This window comes from Kribbella sp. NPDC056345 (assembly GCF_042262745.1).
Lineage (GTDB): Bacteria > Actinomycetota > Actinomycetes > Propionibacteriales > Kribbellaceae > Kribbella.
Genome location: NZ_JBHJQQ010000026.1, coordinates 22,186 through 42,596, shown reverse-complemented (window position 1 = coordinate 42,596; position 20,411 = coordinate 22,186). Strand labels below are relative to the sequence as shown.

Genomic DNA, 20,411 nt, shown 5'->3' with positions numbered 1-20,411 from the left:
AGCCGATCGCTGCTCGGCCGCACGCTCCTCGGCGGCCGACTCCAGCAGGTCGGCCGTCGAGAGCAGGGACAGCGCTTCCTCGAACATGTGTTCGATTATAGTCACGAAACGATAACGGGGCAAATCCCCTTGTGTGCAAGGGATTGTGTGTGGCGATCGCCGCCATCGATGACGGTCGGAAGGCTCGGGACGGCGAAGGAGTTAGCTCGTGGGGCTGCCGAATCAGATCGTGGTGATGATGGCGGCGACGAGGGCGGCTCGTTCGGCGAGGCTGGTGGCGACTGCTTGTTCGTGGACGGCGTGGGCGCCTTTGCCGACCGGGCCGAGGCCGTCGAGCGTGGGGATTCCGAGCCAGCCGGTCAGGTTGGTGTCCGCCGCGCCTGATGCGGCCGCTCCGCCTACCTGCTGACCGAGCGAGTCTCCAGCCGCAATCACCTTCGCGAGCAGGGCTTCTGTTGCCGCCGAGGGCTGCCAGGCCGGCCGGTTGGACATCACCTTCACCTCGACAACGGCCCCGGCTCGCAGTGCGGGCAGTGCGGTGACTGCTTCCAGTACGGCGCTCTCGGTCTCGGGATCCATGAAGCGGAACCCGACATCCGCCCACGCCGACCCGGCGACCACGTTCGTCCGCCCGCCACCCTCGATCGTGCCCACGTTGCAGAGAACGTGCTCGTGCCGCGCGACCACCGAACGCACCGCGATCAGCTGGTCGACGAGTTCGTCGATCGCCGAGATACCGCTCTCCGGGTCGAGTGCCGCGTGCGCCTCGCGTCCGGTGACCGTGATCCGGATCCGCGTGCTGCCCCAGCGCGATGTCTTGAGATCCCCGTTCGGATGCGGTGGCTCGAGCCCGAACGCCGCCACCACCCCGGCCGACTCCGCCGTCACCAACTCCCGCGCCGACGGCGACCCGACCTCCTCGTCCGCCACCACGATCACCCGCACCGGCCGATGATCCGCACCGGAGAACCGCCGTCCGGAGAGCTCGTTTCCCGAGATCATGCTTCCCGAGATCGCGTTGCTGGAGATCGCGTTTCTGGAGAGTTCGGCGAGAGCGGTCTCCAGGATCACGAGTCCGCCCTTCATGTCGAATACCCCGGGGCCGTGGATTACTCCGTCCTGCAGCCGCCAGGGCATCGCGTCGGCCAGCTGTCCGACCGGCCATACGGTGTCGTGGTGCGCGAGAAACAGCACCGGTGCCGCCTCGGAGAGCGCTCCCCGACCTGGGAAGTCCGCGACTACGTGATCGCCGGTGGCGCTGTGGATTCGGCGAGCGGTGGCGCCTAGTTCGGTGTAGCGCTGGACGAGGCGGTCGGCGAACGCGTTCAGGGCAGCGACATCGCCGGTCGGTGTCTCGTCCTCGACGTAGCTGCGGAGGCGGTCGATCATGAGCGGGAGATCCATGGATAGTGAACGTATCATCATCCGGTCGTCGATTGACGGGCTCAGTGAACACGAGTTCTACTCGTATGGCGGACATGATCCGTTCCGTATCTTCGAGAGGAGCGCGTGCAGTGCCCGACGACTTCAGGGCGGTCTCGCTGCGGACCCCCGAGCAGTACGCCGAGGCCGCGGCGCTGTATCGCGCGGTGTTCGGCTACCAGCAGCCGGATCACGGACTCAATCCCCGGTTGCTCGCTGCCTTGGCCGGCAACGGCGGATCCGTGGTCGGCGTTCTGGATGCGGCCGAGCGCCTGGTCGCGTTCGCCTACGGATTCCCGGGTATCTCAGAGAGCGCTCTCTACCACTATTCCCAGTCAGCTGTAGTGGCCGCTGATCTGCAGGGCCGCGGTCTTGGGCGGATGCTCAAGTACGCCCAGCGCGAGGTGGCGCTGGCCCACGGCATGACCCGGATGCGTTGGACGTACGATCCGTTCCAGCTGCGCAACGCGCACTTCAACCTGAACGTTCTCGGCGCCCGTGGTCGCTGGTACGCCCCGGATCTCTACGGCCCCGGCACCGACCGCCTGGTCGTCGAATGGAACCTGACAACGGAACCCCTCCGTCAGGATCCCGAGCGCATGCAGGACTTCGGCGCCCGTCGGGACCTCGACCCCCATCAGGACTCCGATGCCCGTCAGAACTCTGATGCCCGTCAGGACCTCGACCGCCGTCCGGACTTCGAAGCCCGCCAGGAATCCGAGCCCTGCCCGGAATCCGATGCCCGCCAGGAGTTCGACCGCCGTCTGGACGCCGAGCCCCGCCTAGGCCTCGAGCCCAGTCCGGGCCCAGAGCCTCGTCGGGACCCGGTTGCCTGCGTCGGCATTCCGGCGGACCGGGCTGCGGTGACTGCGGCGGTGATTGCGCGGGTGCGGGACGAGTTCGCCGAGCTGCTGGCCAAGGGACTCGTTGCCACCGGCATCCGTCGCGACGACGAGCACACTGCGTCGTACCTGTTCGGAGCAGCCGAATGAGCGCCGACGAGGAGCGGAACCGCGAACTCGCGAGTCCCCAGGACCGGTACGACGCGCGGTTGCAGCGGCGGTCGTCGACGCTGCTCCAGCGGCGCGTGATCGAGCAGGAGCGGGCCTCGATCGAGGAAGCGCTCGACAAGATCCTGGCCGACGACGCGATCGCGTTGGCTGCGGCTCGGATCGTCGCGGCGCGGCGGCGGTTCGTGGTCGGTTCGGCGAAGTCGTTCTCCTACGCGTCGCTGCTCGCCTTCGACCTCAGTGCCGGCCTGTCCCAGGTGACACTCGTCGACGGGACCGTCGTGCGGGCAGTCGACGTACTGTCCGATGTCCGGTCGAGCGATCTGATGGTCGCGTTCTCGCTGCGCCGGTACCGCCGGGACACGGTCGAGATCGCGCGTTCTTTCAAGGAGGCCGGCGGTGAACTCGTCGTCGTCACCGACTTCGAGGACGCTCCGCTGGCAGCGGTCGCGGATCAGTGCATCTACGTCGCCACCGGGAGCGCGTCGTACGTCGACTCGCCGACCGTGATCGCCTCCGTCCTGCACGTTCTCGCGACGCTCACGACCGCCAGCGCCAAAGGCGCCCGCCGGCGGCTCGGAGAACGCGATCGCCTGAACACCGAGCTGGGCCTGTACATCAGTTGAGTCCGGACATCAGTTGAGAGGAACGTCATGAAGATCGTCGCGGCCAGGTTGCACCGGGTCCGGTTGCCGCTGGTGCACGAGTTCCGGACCAGTTCTCACGGCAAGAGCCTGCTCGACCACATCCTGGTCGAACTGACCGACGAATCCGGTGCCGTGGGCTGGGGAGAGATCGCCTCGCCGTCCGACCCGTACTACGCGCCCGAGACCGTCGAGACCTGCTGGCTCGTCGGAGAGCGCTATCTCGTGCCCGCGATCCTCGGTAAGGAGTGGGAGCGGCCCGAGGAGGTTCCGCAGTTGTGGGCGAAGGTGCGCGGCAACCAGTTCGCGAAGTCGGGTCTGGACGTCGCGGGATGGGTGCTCTGGGCAACGAGCAACGACGTTCCGCTGGCCGCGGCGCTCGGCGGTACCCGGAGCGAGGTCGTGGCCGGTGTCTCGCTCGGTATCGAGCCGACGATCGACGATCTGCTCACCGAGGTCGAGCGGCATCTCGCGGCCGGATATCCCCGCGTGAAACTCAAGATCGCGCCGGGCTGGGACGTCGAACCGGTCCGCGCAGTCCGCTCCGCCCACCCCGAACTGGATCTCCATGTCGACGCGAACGGCATCTACACCGAGGAGCATTCATCTCAACTGAAAGCACTGGACGAGTTCGGCCTGACGATGATCGAGCAACCGTTCGCCCCGCGGGATCTGCTCGCCCATGCGCGTCTCCAGCAGCAGATCAGCACCCCGATCTGCCTCGACGAGAGCATCGAGACCATCGATGATCTCAAGATCGCGCTCTCTCTGGACGCACTCCGGATCCTGAACATCAAGATCTCCCGGATGGGCGGTCTCACCGCCGCTCGAGCTGCGCATGATCTCGCGCACCAGGCCGGGATCCCGATCTGGTGCGGCGGCATGCACGAGTTCGGCATCGGCCGAGCGGCGAACGTCGCGCTCTCCAGCCTCCCCGGATTCACGCTCCCCTCCGACGTCTCGGCCTCCGCGAAGTACTACGCCCAGGACGTCATCACCCCACCCGTCGTTGCCACCCAGGGCGTCGTACAGGTCCCGGCAACCGCGGGCCTCGGTCACCAGGTCGACACAGGCTTCATCGCCGCCAACACGATCGCCAGCAGCGAGCTCACCGCATGAGAGCGATCGTCAACGGCCACGTTCTGGACGGTACCGGCGCCGCGGAGAGAGCGCTCTCTGTGCTGATCGACGGCGACCGCATCGTCGACCTGCTCCCGCCCGGCACCACCGTGGACGCCGAGCTGATCGATGCGCAGGGCAACATCGTCGCGCCGGGCTTCATCGACCTGCACTCGCATGCAGACTTCACCGTCCGTACGTCGCCGGCCGCAACGACCCAACTCCACCAGGGCGTCACCACCGTCCTCACCGGCAACTGTGGCTGGTCACCGTTCCCGATCACCGAGCTCGACGAACTCCGGACCGGCGCAGCCTTCCTCGGTGCCCAACACGACTGGTCCTGGCGAGACACAGCAGGTTTCGCGCAAGGTGTCACTGCCGCCATCAACGTCGCCCTGCAAGTCGGCCACTGCACACTCCGCATCGCGGCGATGGGCAGCGCCAAACGCCCACCGTCACCCGAAGAGCTCCGCCGCATGCAAGACCTCCTCCGCGAAGCAGCAGACCAGGGTGCGGTCGGGTTCTCCACGGGGCTCATCTACGCGCCGGGTGCGTACGCCGATCCGGCCGAAGTGGCGGCGCTGGTCGCCACAGCGGCGGAGTGCGGACTGTTGTACTCAACGCACATCCGCAACGAGGGCACAGACCTCCTCCAAGCCCTGGACGAGGCTGTGACCGCAGCACGCGCCGGGGGAGCGCGTCTCGAGATCTCCCACCTGAAAGCCGTTGGCGCGCCGAACCACGGACTGGTCGCCGCTGCGCTCGACCAACTCGACCAGGCCCGTGCGGACGGCGTTGACGTCACCTGGGATGCCTACCCGTACACAGCCACCAGTACGACGCTCACCACCCGGCTCCCGATCTGGGCCATGGACGGCGGCACTCTGGCACTCCTCGCGAGACTCAACGACCCCAAGACGCGCGACCGCATCACCCACGCGCTCCGCACCTCAGACCTGTTCGATCCAACCGCGGTAGTGATCGCAACCCTCCCGCCGGGCCGCTACTTCGACGCACGCGGCCACTCGCTGGCCGAGATAGCCCAAGCAGACAACGTGGATGCCGCCGAGGCGGTCTGCCGAGTGCTGGAGCACCACCACGCCGCAGTCGGCGTGGTCAACCACGCCATGAGCCCCGAGGACGTAGTGACCGTCCTACAACACCCCTGCACCAGCATCGCCAGCGACGGCTGGATCCTGGACGCCACTGGCCCCGGACACCCGCATCCACGCAACTTCGGCACGTTCCCGCGCGTCCTCGGCCACTACACCCGAGAGCAGCAGGTACTGACTCTCCCCGAGGCAGTCCGCCGGATGACAGGTCTTCCGGCCGCGCGTCTCGGGCTGACCGATCGCGGTGTCCTCAAGCCGGGCGCAGTAGCCGACGTCGTCGTCTTCAACCCCGATCAGATCGCGGACCGGTCGACGTACGCAGATCCCTGGCAGCTCTCGGTGGGTGTCGAGCACGTGCTCGTGGCAGGCGAGTCGGTGCTGGCCCACGGCGTACCGACAGGCATGCAGCCCGGCCGCGTCCTCACCGGGTCTTAAAGCGCTGCGGCTCACTGGGCAACGGCGGGGGAGACGCCACCGGCCCCTCCGACGCAGCCTCAAGCCAAGCGTCCTCGAGCCAACCGTCATGTGCAGCCAGCAACGCGTCGAGGGCAGAACGGTCCACCCCAGCACCCAGTACGACGACCCACGGGTGGTCCTCGTCGTCGTCCTCGCCGTGGAACCGCTCTCGCCGTACGACGCCGTCCAACTGCGCAGCGACCGACGAGGCGTCCTCCTGCTCCCAGAAGTAGGCGATCAGCTCCATAGCTCCACACCGTACGATCTACTCCATGAGGAGCACCACATTCCCCTGGCTGAAAGGCCATGGCACGGAGAACGACTTCGTGATCCTTCCCGACCCCGACGGCACGGTCCACGGGGACCTGGACGCGACGCTGGTGCAGTTCCTCTGCGACCGCCACGCCGGCCTCGGTGCGGACGGCGTACTGCGGGTCCTCAAAGGCACCAGCCAGACGTACGTCGAGGACGGCGGCGACTGGTTCATGGACTACCGCAACGCGGACGGGTCTATTGCCGAGATGTGTGGCAACGGCGTCCGGGTGTTCGTCCGGTATCTCGCAGACGCCGGTCTGATCGATGACAAGCCAGTCCGCGTCGGCACGCGCGCAGGGGTCAAGGACGTTGTCCAGAACGACGATGGCACGCTCACCGTCGACATGGGCGAGCCCACGCTTCCCGGCCCTGCCGGAATCGTTGTCACCGCCAACGGTCACCAGTGGCCCGCTCTGCACGTCGACATGGGCAATCCGCACGCGGTGGCCTTCATCGACAACCTGAGTGAGCCGGGCAACCTGTGCGACCAGCCGAGCTGGTCGCCGCAGGAGGCGTTCCCGCACGGCGTGAACCTGGAGTTCGTCGTACGGCGTGGTCCGTACGACGTGGACATGCGTGTCCACGAGCGTGGTTCGGGGGAGACCCGCTCCTGCGGCACGGGGACCTGTGCGGTGACCGTGGCAGCGGCGAAACAAGCTGGTCAGGCACTCCCGGTCACGTACCGCATCGGCGTACCAGGCGGTGAAGTGACCGTCACCTGGCGTGAAGACAACCACCTGGAACTGACCGGACCGGCCGTCCTGCACGCCCGCGGCGACTTCGACCGCGCCTGGCTGAACGGGAATTCAGGCAACGGTTGAGGCGTTGACGTGGTTAATCGGGTCGCCTGTACTGGGGGCCCGTGCCACCATGGAAGGTATATGACGACCCAATCGAACTTTTACGAAGAGACCTCCGACGTCGAAACCGACCTCCTGCAGGGCGATGACTCCGGCGCTTCGTTGACGGGTCACGACGACTACGACGAGACCGACCGCGCGTCGAGCACCGAAGGCAACACCGAGGGCCTCGAGCTCGAGGAACGCCAGGCACTGCGCCGCGTGGTCGGGATGTCGACCGAGCTGACCGATATCAGCGAGGTCGAGTACCGCAAGCTGTTGCTGGAGCGGGTGCTGCTGGTCGGCGTCTGGACCGAAGGCAGCGCCGAGGACGCGGAGAACTCGCTGGCCGAGTTGAAGCTGCTCGCCGAGACCGCCGGTTCGGAGGTGCTGGACGGAGTCATCCAGCGCCGCAAGAAGCCGGACCCGGCGACCTTCATCGGTTCCGGCAAGGTGTCCGACCTGCGCAACCTGGTCGCGTCCTCGGGCGCGGACACGGTGATCGCGGACGGTGAGCTGGCCCCTGCGCAGCTGCGCAACCTGGAGGACCGGCTCAAGGTCAAGGTGGTCGACCGGACCGCGCTGATCCTGGACATCTTCGCGCAGCACGCGAAGAGCAAGGAAGGCAAGGCCCAGGTCGAGCTGGCCCAGCTGCAGTACATGAAGCAGCGCCTGCGTGGTTGGGGTGGCAACCTGTCCCGCCAGGCCGGTGGCCGCGTCGGTGCGGCCGGTGGCGGTATCGGTGGCCGTGGTCCCGGTGAAACCAAGATCGAGACCGACCGGCGCCGGATCAACACCAAGATCTCCAAGCTGCGCCGGATGCTCAAGGACATGAAGAGCACCCGCTCGACCATGCGCCAGGAGCGTCGCCGCAACCTGGTCCCCTCGGTCGCAATCGCGGGGTACACCAACGCGGGCAAGTCCTCGCTGCTCAACCGGATCACGGGCGCCGGCGTACTGGTCGAGGACGCGCTGTTCGCGACCCTGGACCCGACCACCCGGCGGACCACGACGGCCGACGGCCGCGTCTACACCCTGACCGACACGGTCGGTTTCGTCCGGCACCTGCCGCACGACATCGTCGAGGCGTTCCGCTCGACGCTGGAGGAGGTCGCGGACGCGGACCTGCTGCTGCACGTGGTCGACGGTTCGCACCCGGATCCGCTGTCGCAGATCCACGCGGTCCGTGAGGTCCTGGGCGAGATCAACGCCCTCGACGTCCCCGAGATCATCGTGATCAACAAGTCCGATGCCGTCGACGCCATGGCGCTGGCCCCGATCCTGGCTCGTGAGCCCCGTGCCATTGTCGTCTCCGCCCGCACCGGCGAAGGCATCGACAAGCTCCGCGAGTTCCTTGAGGGTGCACTCCCGCAGCCGCTCATCTCGCTCGACCTGCTGCTGCCCTACGACCGCGGGGACCTGGTCTCCCGGATCCACTCGGAGGGTTCCGTAGAGCAGCTCGAGCACACCGCTGACGGCACCCGGGTCACCGCCCGGGTTCACCCGGCCCTGGCCGGCGACCTGACGCCGTACGCGGTCGCCTGACCGGTTACACGAAACAACCCCCCGAGGATGATCCTCGGGGGGTTGTCCGTTCGTCAGGTCAGGTAGCTACTTGCGCTTGGAGACCTCGACCTTGATGGTCGTGCCGGTGCGTGAGACGACCTTGATGTTGACGCCGTTGTTCGGCACCTTGACACCAGCCATCGGCTGCTCGGCGAACCAGTACGGCTTGGAGTCGTTGAACGTCCGGACGCCGTCCTGGCCGCGGATGTAGCTGGCGTTGCCGTTGAGGTGCAGGGAGAAGGAGTCTGCCTTCTCCAGACCGAACGGAGCGTCGTACCCGCCGACCCGCGGCCGCCAGAGCTGGCCGTCGAGGCGGTTGATCGGGACCGGGTGGCTGTCGACCGGCAGCACCAGACCCTCACCGGGGTGCTCGTTGGTGTTGTTGTCGTCCTGCGAGGTGTCCCAGTACCAGAGCAGCAGACCGTCCTGGTACGGGAAGTGCTCGACCTTGTCCGGCGCCGTGTTCGCGAAGCCGAAGTTGTACGGGCCGGTCTTCAGGTGCTGGTCGTAGCCGACGTAGTTGATGTGCGACGCGAGGTAGTAGTTGTCGTGCTGACTCGTGTACGACGCTCCGACCGTGCTGAAGCCGTTCAGCGACCAGCCGTCCGGCGTGGTCTCGGCACCGGAGCCGAGCACGGTGGTGGCGCCCGAGGTCACCTTGATCTCGTCGGCGAAGAAGCCCAGCTCGGCCGCCGCCGGGTCCGTGGTGTAGCGGAACTGCAGCCCGACCGTCTTACCGGCGTACGCCGACAGGTCGAAGGTCGCCGGGACCCAGCCGTTGCTCTTGCCGTCGATGCCGTTGCCTTCGGCCGCGTTGGTGATGCTGCCGGCGATCGGCTTGTAGCCGGTGCCGTCGTTCACCTCGACGTACGCGTAGTCGCACGCGACGTTGCCACAGTCCTCGATCGCCCAGTTGGCCTGGAAGGTGAGGCTCGCCGCAGCGCCGGCAGGCAGGGTGACCTGGCGGTTCATGGTGTGCGTGAACTGGTTGCCCTGACCACTCCACCACGACTTCGTACCGGCGGCCGGAGCCACCAGCTCGTGGGTCACCGACTTCTTCGGCAGCGTCACGACCAGGCCTTGGGCCTTCTTGGAGTTGTACTCGTGCGGTCCGAGCTCGAGCGTCCGGTTCTGACCGGCGGCCACGATCTCGTAGTCCAGCCAGCCCAGCTGCAGCTTGTCCCACGCGCCGAAGTCGGCCGCCTGCTCGCCGATGCCGCCGTCGGTGGCCTTGCTGACCCGGCTCTGCGCCATGATCGTCCACCAGTTGACGCTGTTCTCGATCGCCGGGCCGGAAGTGTCGTAGTGGTCCGGCAGACCGAGGTCGTGGCCGAACTCGTGCGCGAAGACGCTGAGCCCACCGTTCTCCGGCTGGATGGTGTAGTCGGAGACCCACAGGCCGGTGTCACCGATCTGCGATCCGCCGGCCGGGTTGGTCGCCGGGCCGCCGGGGTACTGCACCGACCAGCGGTGCGACCACACGGCGTCCTCGCCCTGCCACGGGTCACCGTCGGCCTGGTCGCCGCCGGCGTGCACGATCTGGAAGTGGTCGATGTAGCCGTCGGGCTCGTTGAAGTTGCCGTCACCGTCGAAGTCGTAGCGGTCCCAGACGTCGAACGACTTCAGGTCGGCCTTGATCTGCTCGGTGGTGCGGCCCTTGGCCTTCTGGTCGGCCACCCACTGGTTGACCGAGTCCTTGATCAGCGCCCAGACGTTGTTGCAGTTGTTCTGCAGGCAGGGCTTGCCGTTGGACCGGCCGTAGCGGGCCTCGTTGTACTTCACCTTCACCCAGTCGGTGACGGTGCCGTCGACGGTGTACCGGCCGGACGACTGCTTCTCGTAGTACTTCTTGACCGAGTTGCCGTTGCCGAAGTACAGGTCCTGGAAGTACTGCTTGCTGTAGTCGGACCGCCAGACGGTGCTGTTGTCGACCGAGCGGTCCGGCTCCGGGATCGCGTTGTGCAGCGGGCCGTCCCAGGTCGTCGGGCCGGGGAAGTTCGGCGAGGTGTCGACGTCGGGGAAGTCCGGGTGCCGCTCGTTGCCGAACTCGGCCAGTACGACGAAGATCTTGTCGCTCTTCTCGCGGCTCAGCTCGACGTACTGGTCGACCTTGCCGGCCTTGTTCCTGATGCCCTTGGCGCCGGCGGCCTTGGTGCCGAGCTTGACGACCTTGCTGCCGTTGCGCAGCTCCGGCTTCGCCTTGCCGCTCAGAACCTTGGTCAGTGCCTCCTGCCGCAGGTCTCGGCGCTTCTCCTCGCGCGGGTTGGGCATCTCGTCCGGCTCGGGTGCGATCTCACTGGCGACCGGTCCCGAAGTGTCGGTGGCCGGCGAGGCGGCATTGCCGGCCTGCGCCCATCCGATCCCGGCGGTGGCCGCCAGGGCCAGGCTGAACAGCCCAGCGGGTAGCTTGCGCACGATTCCCCTCCATGCATTGTCGACTCGGCCGCGTGTGGTGACGCGGCGTGTTCGTAGCTCCCCCGAGCGTGTTCTGCCGGAGAGTACGGGGAAATCACGCGTCTCCGGAAGCAGATGGCGGAAAATTCGGGAAAGGCGCGGGGAAACCTGCACCATGAGTGGTATTACTCAACCGGCCGAGTACGACGCCTCGGTCGCAGCGGGCCGGAGTGTTGACAGACTGTGGCGGTGGAGCGCGACCAGGCAGACCTCTTGCAGCCGCTGTGGCGTGCCCTGGTCGTGTTCCGGGTGATCACCTTCGGGTTCGCGTGTCTCGGCGTCTGGACCCGCTGGGAGGACATCGCCAGGCCGTCCGGCGCCGTACTGCAGCTGGCGATCATGGCGGTCTGGACGCTCATCTCCTCGTTCGGCTACAGCCGGCGCTGGGGACGGCGGAACACCCGGCTCGCCTTCGCGGACCTGGTCGTCACCGCGGGCTGCATGTACGCCACGCTGTTCGCCCAGCCGCTCATCGACATCAGGGGCGGTGCGTCGGTGCTGACCTCGGTCTGGGCGGCCGGGCCGGTGCTGGCACTCGCGATCTCACGCGGCCGCGACGGCGGTCTGCTGGCCGCCGCCACCATCAGTCTGGCGTTGCTGTCGCTCCGAGGTGTCGACAACGCGTCAAAGGTGCTCAGTAACGTCCAGCTGCTGCTCGTCGCCGGACTGGTCGTCGGGTACGCCGCCTCTACGATGAGGCGGGCTGGAGACCGGCTGCGGGAGGCCATCGCCACAGAGAGCGCGACTGCCGAGCGGTTGCGACTCAGCCGGTCCATCCACGACGGTGTCCTGCAGGTGCTGGCTCAGGTGCAGCGCCGCGGTCATGCCATCGGTGGCGAGGCCGTCGAGCTGGCGCGGATGGCCGCCGAACAAGAGGTTGCCCTGCGTACCCTGATGGCCGCCCGCCCGGTGACAGCAGACGGCGACCGGACCGACCTGTGCAATCAGTTGTTGCCGTTGGCCACCACCAGGATCGACGTGGTGGTGCCGGCGGGACCTGTGCTGCTGCCAGCCGCTGTAGCCCGTGAGCTGGTCGCCGCAGTCAAAGAGGCGCTCAGCAACGTGGACAAGCACGCCGGCGGCGACGCCCGCACCTGGGTGGTGGTCGAGGACCTCGACGACGCCGTCCTGGTGTCGATCCGCGACGATGGGATCGGTACGACGCCCGCCCAGCTGGAACAGGCCCGCGTCGACGGACACCTCGGAGTGAGCCAGTCCATCCGCGGCCGCATCACCGACCTCGGTGGTACCGCCACCGTCCGTACCGCACCAGGCGAAGGAACCGAGTGGGAACTGAAGGTGAACCGATGACCAGAGTCATGATCGTCGACGACCATCCGATGTGGCGCGAAGGTGTGGCGCGTGACCTCGGGAGTCGCGGGTACGACGTCTGTGCGACCGCGCAGGACGTTGCGAGTGCGGTGAAGATCGCACTGGCGACCCGGCCGGATGTCGTGGTGATGGACCTGCAGCTGGGCGACGGTTCCGGGGTCGACGCGACGCGGGAGATCACCGCGGCCCTCCCCGATACCCGTGTGCTCGTCCTGTCGGCCAGCGCGGAACAGGACGACGTACTGGCTGCGGTGAAGAACGGTGCGTCGGGCTATCTGGTGAAGTCGGCATCACTGGACGAGTTCGACGACGCAGTACGGCGTACTGCCGAGGGGGACGCGGTTTTCAGCGCCGGACTGGCCGGACTGCTGCTGGGGGAGTACCGGCGGCTGGGGGCTGGTCCCGAAGTGCCGCAGCTGACTGAGCGGGAGACCGAAGTACTCCGGCTGGTCGCACGCGGGCTGACTGCCCGCCAGATCGCGACCCGTCTGGTGCTGTCCCATCGCACGGTGGAGAACCACGTGCAGAACACGCTGCGGAAGCTGCAGCTGCACAACCGCGCCGAGCTGGTCCGCTACGCGATCGAGCACGGGATCGACGCCCCCGAGTAGTCCCCGGGGGCGTCGCCCGCTGTCTAACCGTTCGAACTACAGGCCGTTCGTGAAGAGCAGGCGGTTGACCGTACCGCCGGTGCCACCACCGCTGACGACGTTCGGCGTCGCGTTGGCCTCGATGTACGACTTCACCGTGGCCGGCGTCGCCGAGGGGCTGGTCTGCAGGTAGAGCGCCGCGACACCGGCGACGTGCGGCGACGCCATCGAGGTCCCGCTCATCGAGCCGCTCCCGCCGGTACGCAGCGTGGAGACGATCGACCCGCCCGGCGCGTAGATGTCGACGCACGCTCCGGTGCTCGAGAACGACGACCGTGCGTCGGTCCGCTCGGACGACGCGACGACCAGTGCGGTCTCGATCTTGCGCGGCAGGCGGTCACAGGAGTTCCCACCGGTGTTCCCGGCCGAGGCGGCCAGGAAGACGCCGGAGTTGATCATGGCGCGCAGCGAGTTCTCCAGCGTGGTGTTGGCGCTGAAGTTCCACGAAGCGTTGGCCACGGCGGGCTTCACGGCGTTCCGGGTCACCCAGTCCACGGCCGCGATCGCGGAGGACGCCGTACCGCCGCCACTGCAGTTCAGCCACTTGACGCCGTGCAGCCGGACGGTCTTCGCCACGCCGTACGACGTGGATCCGATCGTGCCGGCGACGTGGGTGCCGTGGCCGTTGCAGTCGGTGTTGTTGCTGTCGATGCCGTTGAAGTCGAACGTGGCGCGGCCGCCGAAGTTCGGGTGCGACGGGGTGATACCGCTGTCGATGATGTAGGCGTGCACCCCCTGGCCGGTGCGGGTGTAGGTGAAGGAGTTCGACAGCGGCAGGTTGCGCTGGTCGATCCGGTCGATGCCCCACGAGGGCGGGTTGGTCTGGGTCGCGTCGAGCGCGTTCTCGATCCACACGTCCTGTGAGATCGCGACGACATCGGGGTTCTTCTGCAATGCGCTCAGCTGAGCGGCGGTGAGCTTGGCGCTGAAGCCGTTGACGGCGGTGCTGAACTGGCGCTGCGGCGTGATGCCCAGGCCGGCCTTCAGCTTCATCCCCTTCTTCAGCTCGACGATGTAGGTGTCCTCGATGGCCGAGACACCGGGCTCGGCCTTGGCCTGCTGGACGATGATCCGGTCCGGGCCGGGTGCGGCGCCGGCGGCACCGGCGGTGGTGAGGGCGAGGGCCGGGGCCAGGCCCACGGCGAGAATCAGCGAGACGGTACGACGCACGGTTCCTCCTCAGGAACTCTCATCACCCACCGGGGCGGAGGGGTGATCACCGTCGGTCCGGAGTCGACCACGGACCGGGGTGGAGCAGAAGTTAGGCGGTGCTCACCTGAGGCGTCAATCAGTTCAGGGGTGTGCTGATGCCATGGCACAGCGCTGCCGCGATCGCGCGTTTGCTTGAACCAGGTAGTCGCGACGTCGTCGCTTGTGAGAGTGTTCCGGCAAAACCCTTTATCGGGCCTTGATCCCACTCCGTACACTGTGCGCCACGCCAGCCGTGGCTGCTCTCTGTCACGACACCCGTACGGCGGGTGCCCATCTCCGGAGGATGTAGTGAACCGGTCGTCCATCGTTCGCGCGTTGCTCGCGTTCGTCGTCCTCGCGCTGTCGACGTACGTCGTCCTGACCGCGAAGCCCGAGCTCGGCCTCGATCTGCGGGGTGGTACGCAGATCGTGCTGGAGGCGAAGGACACGCCGGAGGTGAAGGTCAACAAGGAGGTCACCGACAATGTGACCCAGGTGCTGCACCGGCGCGTCGACGCCCTCGGTCTGGCCGAGCCGAACGTGACCCGCCAGGGCGAGAACCGGATCATCGTCGAGCTGCCCGGTCTGCAGGACCCGCGCGAGGCCGCGAAGGTGGTCGGCAAGACCGCCCAGCTGACCTTCCACGAGGTCCTGAACCAGGTCGAGCAGAAGCCGGCCAAGACCGGCAAGGGCGAGATCTGGCTGCCCGCGGACACCGGTGCCGGAGTGCTTCAGCTCGCGAAGCCGGCGATGACCGGTCAGCTCGTCAGCGGCGCCGACGGGATGATCGACCCGGCCCAGCCGGGCCAGGGCTGGTTCGTCCAGATGAAGTTCAAGGGCGACGGCGGCAAGATCTGGGCGAACATCACCGGCAAGGCCGCCTGTGAGCCGGTGAACACCCCCAAGCGGATGATCGCGATCGTCCTCGACAACGAGGTGATCAGCGCCCCGCAGGTCGACCCGAACGGCGGCAACCAGCTCTGCGGTACCGGGATCCCCGGCGGCCAGAGCACGATCAGCGGCTCCTTCACCGAGGCCGAGGCCAAGGACCTGGCGGCGCTGATCGAGGGCGGCTCGCTGCCGGTCCCAGTCGAGATCATCGACCAGCGCTCGGTCGGCCCGTCGCTGGGCAAGGACGCCATCCAGGCGAGTGCCGAGGCCGCGATCATCGGCCTCGCGCTGACCGCGATCTTCATCATCTTCGTGTACCGGCTGGTCGGCCTGATGGCCGTGTTCGGCCTGATCGGGTACGCCGGCATGTCGTACGCCGCGCTGACCGTGCTCGGCGCCACGCTGACCCTGCCCGGCCTGGCCGGCTTCGTGCTCGCCATCGGGATGGCGGTCGATGCGAACGTCCTTGTCTTCGAGAGAGCCCGGGAAGATTACATCTCCGGCCGGACCGACGGCCTGCGTCGTTCGCTGCGCAGCGGCTTCCGGAACGCGTTGTCGGCGATCGCGGACTCCAACATCACCACCCTGCTCGCGGCCGGCCTGCTGTTCTTCCTCGCTGCCGGTCCGGTGAAGGGCTTCGGCGTCACGCTGAGCATCGGTGTGCTGGCGTCGCTGCTGTCCGCGCTGGTGGTCACCCGGGTGCTGGCCGAGTTCTTCGTGTCGCGGAAGTTCGTCCTGCGGCACCCCGGCCTCAGCGGGATCGACGGCCACGGCCGAGTACGGACCTGGCTGGAGACCCGTCGGCCGGCCCTGATGAGTCACAGCCGCCGGTGGTTGCTGATCAGCGTCGTCGTGATCGCCCTCGGAGTCGCCGGCGTCGTCGTACGGGGTCTCAACCTCGGGATCGAGTTCACCGGTGGCCGGTTGCTGGAGGTCAGCACGGCACAGCCGATCACGCCGGACCAGGCACGCGCCGCGGTGGCCGAAGCGGGCTATCCGACCGCCATCGTGCAGGCGACCGACAACGACAACATCACCGTGCGGACCGGCACGATCTCGGACGACGAGGCGGAGAAGGTCCGCGAGTCGATCGGCCAGATCGGCGGCACCGCCGAGCTGGTCCGCAACGAGAGCATCGGTCCGTCGCTCGGTGAAGAGCTGCGGAACAAGGGCCTGATCGCCCTCGGGATCGCCTTGCTCGCCCAGCTGGCCTACCTGGCGGCCCGTTTCCGCTGGACCTTCGGTGCGGGCGCAGTCCTGGCCCTGGTGCAGAACGTCGCCGTCGTGGTCGGCGTCTTCGCCTGGACCGGCAAGCCGGTCGACGGCATCTTCCTGGCCGCGATCCTGACCATCATCGGCTACACGGTGAACGACTCGGTCGTCGTCTTCGACCGGATCCGCGAGACCCGGAGCGCCCGCGCCACCGAGAACCTCGGCCCGGTCATCGACACGGCGATCGTCAACGTGCTGCCGCGAACGGTCAACACCGGGATCTCGACGCTGTTCATCCTGTCCGCGCTGCTGGTCCTGGGTGGCGACTCACTCGGCGACTTCTCGCTCGCGCTGCTGCTCGGCATCCTGGTCGGCACCTACTCGTCGAACCTGACCGCCGCACCACTGCTCCTCGAGCTCGAACGCCGCTACCCGGCCCCGCCGCCGCGCCCGAAGCGCACCCAGGTCGACCGTGACCAGGCCCCGGACCGCGGCGCCGTCGTCTGAGTTATCCACAGGCCTGGTCCGCGCGGCGGTTTCTGTCCGTCGCGCGGGCTAGGGTGTGGCGGTGGGTGTAGACGTACGCGAATTGCTCGAAGCCGCTGTCTCCGGGATCGCCGGACAGACCAGACCTGGACAGGTGGAGATGGCCGAGGCCGTCAACACCTCCATGCATGACGGCTCGCACCTACTCGTCCAAGCCGGCACGGGCACGGGTAAGTCGCTCGGCTACCTCGTTCCCGCGCTGCTGCACGCGATCGAGGACCGCCGGGTGGTCGTGTCCACCGCGACTCTCGCGCTGCAGTCGCAGCTCGTGGATCGCGATGTACCGGCGCTGCTCGACGCGACCGAGAAGCTCCTGCCGCGCAGACCGTCGTACGCGATTCAGAAGGGCCGCAACAACTACGCCTGCCTGCACCGGATCCGCGAGGGCGCGCCGGACGAGGACGGCATGCTGATCGACGTCCCGCCGGCGGGGCCGATCGGGCAGCAGGTGCTGGAGCTACGGGACTGGGCCGAGCAGCAGCTGCTCGACGGTGCGGCCGGCGACCGCGACCATGCGCCCTCGCATCAGTACCAGGCGTGGCAGCAGGTGGCGATCGCGGCGCGGGAGTGCCTCGGCGCGCAGAAGTGCCCGTACGGCGACGAGTGTTTCGCGGAGAAGGCGAAGGAGCAGGCCCGCAAGGCGGACATCGTCATCACGAACCACGCGCTGCTGTCCATCGACGCCTTCGAGAACCGCACCGTTCTCCCCGAGCACGACGTGATCATCGTCGACGAGGCCCACGAGCTACCGGCTCGCGTCACCGGGGCCGCCGGTGACGAGCTCTCGCCGCAGATGGTCGAGCGGGCCGCCAAGCGGTCGCGACGCTTTGTGGACGACGACAAGGCCGACGATCTGATCGACGCCTCCGACGCACTACGGGCAGCGCTCGACGGCACCCGCGAGGGCCGGATCGAGCCGTCCAACGCACCCGTCCTGGAGGCGGCCGGGCTGGTTCGCGACGCCGCTCGCGGGCTGTACTCGGACCTGAACAAGAAGTCCGACGACAAGGACGACGACCCGGACGGCGCGAAGCGGCAGGCCAAGGGGGCGGTGAAGGAGATCTTCGACGTCGCCGAGCGGGTCGCCGCGCTGAACGATCTGGACGTCGTCTGGATGGTCGACCGCGAGCGCTTCGGCCGCGAATTGCGGATCGCGCCGCTCACCGTCGCCGGCCTGCTGCGCGAGCTCGTCCTCAAGGACCGCACCGCCGTGCTCACCTCGGCCACTCTGACCCTCGGCGGCGACTTCGACTCGATCGCTCGCCAGGTCGGCCTGCGACCGGCCGACAAGCTCGCGGACGACGACGAGATGCCCGAGCTCGACGACAGCTCGGAGACGGGTCCGCTGCCGTGGCGCGGCCTCGACGTCGGTTCCCCGTTCGAGTACGAGAAACAAGGCATTCTGTACGTCGCCAAGCACCTCCCGCCGCCGCATCGTGACGGGCTCGGGCAGAAGCAGTTCGACGAGATCATCGACCTGATCACCGCCGCCGGTGGTCGCACGCTCGGGCTGTTCTCGTCGCGCCGGGCGGCCGAGGCCGCGACCGCCGCCGTTCGTGAGGCGACCGACCTGACGATCCTCTGTCAGGGCGATGCGCAGCTGGGTGAGCTGGCCAAGGAGTTCGTCGACAACCCGGAGACGTCCCTGTTCGGGACACTGTCGCTGTGGCAGGGCATCGACGTACCGGGCTCGACCTGCAACCTGGTCATCATCGACCGCGTCCCGTTCCCGCGCCCCGACGAGCCGCTGATGGCGGCCCGGCAGCGCGCGGTGGATGAGGCCGGGGGCAACGGTTTCATGGCCGTCGCCGCGACTCACGCCGCGCTGTTACTTGCCCAGGGCACCGGTCGGCTGATCCGCCGTAGCTCCGATCGTGGCGTGGTCGCGATCCTCGACCCCAGGATCGTCACCCAGCGGTACGGCGGATTCCTGCGCGCCTCCTTGCCTCCGATGTGGCCGACGGCGGATCGTGAGAAGGTGCTCGCTGCCTTGAAGAGACTCCAGACGGTATGAGCCCGTCGGGCGGTCCTCCGGTGCTGCCGATGATGGCTGCGCTGGGGGAGATGCCGTCCGGGGCCGACTGGTCGTACGAGCTGAAGTGGGACGGTATCCGTGTCGTCGTCGAGGTCGACGACGGTGTCTGCCGGTTGTGGTCGCGGAACAGCCGTGACGTCTCCGCTGGGTACCCCGAGCTGATCGGGCTGGCCGAAGCGCCCGGTTTGCGACTGCCCGCCGTACTGGACGGAGAGATCGTCACGCTGGACGAGCACGGTGCGCCGTCGTTCGGTCTGCTGCAACGACGGATGCATGTGCGGGATCCCCGGCAGTTGCGCCATCTGATCACCGAGGTGCCGGTCTCGGTGCGCCTGTTCGACGTGCTCCGTTTCGACGGTCAGTGGTTGCTTGAGGCAACGTACGACGATCGGCGGGGGTTGCTCGAGTCGCTCGAGCTCGGGGATCCGTTCTACGAGACGCCCGCCGCGTTCGCCGATGGTGACGAAGCGCTCGAGCTGGCAGTGTCGACGGGGCTCGAAGGGGTGGTGGCGAAACGCCGTCGTTCCCGTTACCTGCCTGGCCGGCGGAGTTCGGACTGGATCAAGGTGAAGCCGGTGCAGACCCGCGACGTCATCCTCTGCGGATGGCATCCGGGGGAGGGGAACCGCGAGGGCAAGATCGGTTCCTTCTACATCGCCGCGTACGCCGAACCTGATGGCGAGCTGCTGCTGATCGGCAAGGTCGGTTCGGGGCTCGACTTCGCGACGCTCGACATGCTGGGGGCGGAGCTGGCCGGTCTGGAGATCGACCGGCCGGCCTTCGATCCGGCCACGATTCCCGGTCCCGACCGCCGTCGGGCGCACTGGCTGGACCCGGTTCTCGTCGCCGAAGTCACCTTTTCCGGCTGGGCGGCTGACGGCCGGCTGCGTCATCCGGTCTGGCGCGGGCTCCGTCTCGACATCGATCCGGGTGATGTACTGCTGGTGTCCTGAGCGCGGCACGCCGATTGCTGAGACAAACGTCCGGAATACGGTCGGATTTGCGCTGCAGTGCGACGCCCGCTGTTCAGGTGTTGCAGGCGAAGTGCCGCGAAGTAGTTGCGCTCGGCATCGATCGCCGGGCGGGGTGCTGCTGGATCAGTCGTTCGCTTCCCGCGAGGTGGCCGGCATCGCCAGTGCTGCCTCGATCTTGTCGGCCAATTTCTCCGGGGTGTTGGTCGGCGCGTAGCGCGCGATCACCCCGCCGTCGCGGCCGATCAGGAACTTGGTGAAGTTCCACTTGACCCGGCCGCCGAGCAGACCGCCCTGCTCGCGTTTCAGCCAGTTGTACAAGGGAATCGTCCGCGATCCGTTCACGTCGATCTTGGCGAACATCGGGAACGTGACGTGGTAGATCGTCGAGCAGAAGTTCGCGATCTCGTTCTCGTCACCTGGCTCCTGGTGGTTGAACTGGTCGCAGGGGAAGCCCAGCACCGAGAAGCCCTGCCGACGGTAGGTCTTGTAGAGCTTCTGCAATCCCGCGTACTGCGGGGTCTGGGAGCACTGCGAGGCCGTGTTCACCACCAGGAGCACCTGGTCGCGGAAATCGGCAAGAGACTGTTCATTGCCTTCGATCCGGCGCGCGCTGAAGTCGTAGACAGTCGTCATGAGAACAATG

16 protein-coding genes are annotated in these 20,411 nt (G+C 67.6%); 11 read left to right on the top strand and 5 right to left on the bottom strand.

Annotated elements, in window-relative coordinates; all coding sequences use genetic code 11:
- Nucleotides 1-222: 222 nt before the first annotated feature.
- Nucleotides 223-1,404: a M20/M25/M40 family metallo-hydrolase gene (locus tag ACFCV3_RS41515; protein ID WP_376040739.1), complete on the bottom strand. Its 1,182-nt coding sequence runs from the start codon at nucleotides 1,402-1,404 to the stop codon at nucleotides 223-225.
- A 110-nt stretch (nucleotides 1,405-1,514) separates the two neighbouring features.
- On the opposite strand from ACFCV3_RS41515, the gene ACFCV3_RS41510 reads away from it, so the two are divergent.
- From ACFCV3_RS41510 to ACFCV3_RS41495, 4 genes are read left to right on the top strand one after another with little or no spacing between them, the layout of a single operon-like run.
- Nucleotides 1,515-2,414 (top strand): hypothetical protein, encoded by a 900-nt coding sequence (locus ACFCV3_RS41510; RefSeq protein WP_376040737.1) that lies wholly within the window; start codon nucleotides 1,515-1,517, stop codon nucleotides 2,412-2,414.
- Nucleotides 2,411-3,058, top strand: a complete 648-nt coding sequence (locus tag ACFCV3_RS41505; RefSeq protein ID WP_376040735.1) for a MurR/RpiR family transcriptional regulator — start codon at nucleotides 2,411-2,413, stop codon at nucleotides 3,056-3,058. Before ACFCV3_RS41510 ends, ACFCV3_RS41505 begins: the two co-directional genes overlap by 4 nt.
- Nucleotides 3,059-3,085: 27 nt before the next feature.
- A complete protein-coding gene (menC, locus tag ACFCV3_RS41500) occupies nucleotides 3,086-4,195 on the top strand; it encodes an o-succinylbenzoate synthase (protein WP_376040732.1) in 1,110 nt (369 codons plus the stop codon).
- Nucleotides 4,192-5,742 (top strand): amidohydrolase family protein, encoded by a 1,551-nt coding sequence (locus tag ACFCV3_RS41495; protein WP_376040729.1) that lies wholly within the window; start codon nucleotides 4,192-4,194, stop codon nucleotides 5,740-5,742. Before menC ends, ACFCV3_RS41495 begins: the two co-directional genes overlap by 4 nt.
- On the opposite strand, the gene ACFCV3_RS41490 is transcribed toward ACFCV3_RS41495, so the two are convergent.
- Nucleotides 5,729-6,010, bottom strand: a complete 282-nt coding sequence (locus tag ACFCV3_RS41490; RefSeq protein ID WP_376040726.1) for a hypothetical protein — start codon at nucleotides 6,008-6,010, stop codon at nucleotides 5,729-5,731. The two genes, ACFCV3_RS41495 and ACFCV3_RS41490, sit on opposite strands and share 14 nt — an antisense overlap.
- 25 nt (nucleotides 6,011-6,035) lie before the next feature.
- Here ACFCV3_RS41490 and dapF point away from each other — a divergent pair, with 25 nt between their 5' ends.
- Both dapF and hflX read left to right on the top strand, forming a co-directional pair.
- The gene (gene dapF / locus ACFCV3_RS41485; protein WP_376040724.1) at nucleotides 6,036-6,899 is read left to right on the top strand and encodes a diaminopimelate epimerase; all 864 of its coding nucleotides are present in this window, start codon (nucleotides 6,036-6,038) and stop codon (nucleotides 6,897-6,899) included.
- Nucleotides 6,900-6,959: 60 nt separating this feature from the next.
- Complete coding sequence (gene hflX / locus ACFCV3_RS41480) at nucleotides 6,960-8,462, top strand: GTPase HflX (protein WP_376040721.1); 1,503 nt, start codon at nucleotides 6,960-6,962, stop codon at nucleotides 8,460-8,462.
- 66 nt (nucleotides 8,463-8,528) lie between these two features.
- Here the strand turns inward: hflX and ACFCV3_RS41475 are convergent, their stop codons facing one another.
- Entirely contained in the window at nucleotides 8,529-10,898 is a 2,370-nt protein-coding gene (locus ACFCV3_RS41475) for an immune inhibitor A domain-containing protein (RefSeq protein ID WP_376040718.1), read from the bottom strand.
- 228 nt (nucleotides 10,899-11,126) lie between these two features.
- On the opposite strand from ACFCV3_RS41475, the gene macS reads away from it, so the two are divergent.
- Both macS and ACFCV3_RS41465 read left to right on the top strand, forming a co-directional pair.
- Complete coding sequence (macS, locus tag ACFCV3_RS41470) at nucleotides 11,127-12,248, top strand: MacS family sensor histidine kinase (protein WP_376040715.1); 1,122 nt, start codon at nucleotides 11,127-11,129, stop codon at nucleotides 12,246-12,248.
- Complete coding sequence (locus ACFCV3_RS41465) at nucleotides 12,245-12,880, top strand: response regulator transcription factor (RefSeq protein ID WP_132406479.1); 636 nt, start codon at nucleotides 12,245-12,247, stop codon at nucleotides 12,878-12,880. Before macS ends, ACFCV3_RS41465 begins: the two co-directional genes overlap by 4 nt.
- Nucleotides 12,881-12,916: 36 nt before the next feature.
- On the opposite strand, the gene ACFCV3_RS41460 is transcribed toward ACFCV3_RS41465, so the two are convergent.
- Entirely contained in the window at nucleotides 12,917-14,089 is a 1,173-nt protein-coding gene (locus tag ACFCV3_RS41460; RefSeq protein ID WP_376040711.1) for a S8 family peptidase, read from the bottom strand.
- Between the two features lie 330 nt (nucleotides 14,090-14,419).
- Here ACFCV3_RS41460 and secD point away from each other — a divergent pair, with 330 nt between their 5' ends.
- The 3 genes from secD to ligD are packed head-to-tail and all read left to right on the top strand — an operon-like array spanning nucleotide 14,420 to nucleotide 19,747.
- On the top strand, nucleotides 14,420-16,720 hold the full coding sequence (gene secD / locus ACFCV3_RS41455; RefSeq protein ID WP_376040709.1) for a protein translocase subunit SecD: 2,301 nt from the start codon (nucleotides 14,420-14,422) through the stop codon (nucleotides 16,718-16,720).
- Nucleotides 16,721-16,775: 55 nt separating this feature from the next.
- A complete protein-coding gene (locus ACFCV3_RS41450) occupies nucleotides 16,776-18,773 on the top strand; it encodes an ATP-dependent DNA helicase (protein ID WP_376040708.1) in 1,998 nt (665 codons plus the stop codon).
- On the top strand, nucleotides 18,770-19,747 hold the full coding sequence (ligD, locus tag ACFCV3_RS41445; RefSeq protein WP_376040706.1) for a non-homologous end-joining DNA ligase: 978 nt from the start codon (nucleotides 18,770-18,772) through the stop codon (nucleotides 19,745-19,747). The genes ACFCV3_RS41450 and ligD overlap by 4 nt, the downstream gene beginning before the upstream one ends.
- Nucleotides 19,748-19,891: 144 nt before the next feature.
- Here the strand turns inward: ligD and ACFCV3_RS41440 are convergent, their stop codons facing one another.
- Nucleotides 19,892-20,401, bottom strand: coding sequence for a glutathione peroxidase (locus ACFCV3_RS41440; protein ID WP_376040703.1), 510 nt, complete (start codon nucleotides 20,399-20,401; stop codon nucleotides 19,892-19,894).
- Between the last annotated feature and the right edge of the window lie 10 nt (nucleotides 20,402-20,411).

Bases quoted from the DNA above. Each gene is read 5' to 3' on its own strand.
- dapF (WP_376040724.1), top strand. From the start codon at position 6,036: ATGAGGAGCACCACATTCCCCTGGCTGAAAGGCCATGGCACGGAGAAC.
- ligD (WP_376040706.1), top strand. From the start codon at position 18,770: ATGAGCCCGTCGGGCGGTCCTCCGGTGCTGCCGATGATGGCTGCGCTG.
- ACFCV3_RS41440 (WP_376040703.1), bottom strand. From the start codon at position 20,401: ATGACGACTGTCTACGACTTCAGCGCGCGCCGGATCGAAGGCAATGAA.
- menC (WP_376040732.1), top strand. From the start codon at position 3,086: ATGAAGATCGTCGCGGCCAGGTTGCACCGGGTCCGGTTGCCGCTGGTG.
- ACFCV3_RS41495 (WP_376040729.1), top strand. From the start codon at position 4,192: ATGAGAGCGATCGTCAACGGCCACGTTCTGGACGGTACCGGCGCCGCG.
- ACFCV3_RS41490 (WP_376040726.1), bottom strand. From the start codon at position 6,010: ATGGAGCTGATCGCCTACTTCTGGGAGCAGGAGGACGCCTCGTCGGTC.
- ACFCV3_RS41505 (WP_376040735.1), top strand. From the start codon at position 2,411: ATGAGCGCCGACGAGGAGCGGAACCGCGAACTCGCGAGTCCCCAGGAC.
- ACFCV3_RS41465 (WP_132406479.1), top strand. From the start codon at position 12,245: ATGACCAGAGTCATGATCGTCGACGACCATCCGATGTGGCGCGAAGGT.
- hflX (WP_376040721.1), top strand. From the start codon at position 6,960: ATGACGACCCAATCGAACTTTTACGAAGAGACCTCCGACGTCGAAACC.
- ACFCV3_RS41515 (WP_376040739.1), bottom strand. From the start codon at position 1,404: ATGGATCTCCCGCTCATGATCGACCGCCTCCGCAGCTACGTCGAGGAC.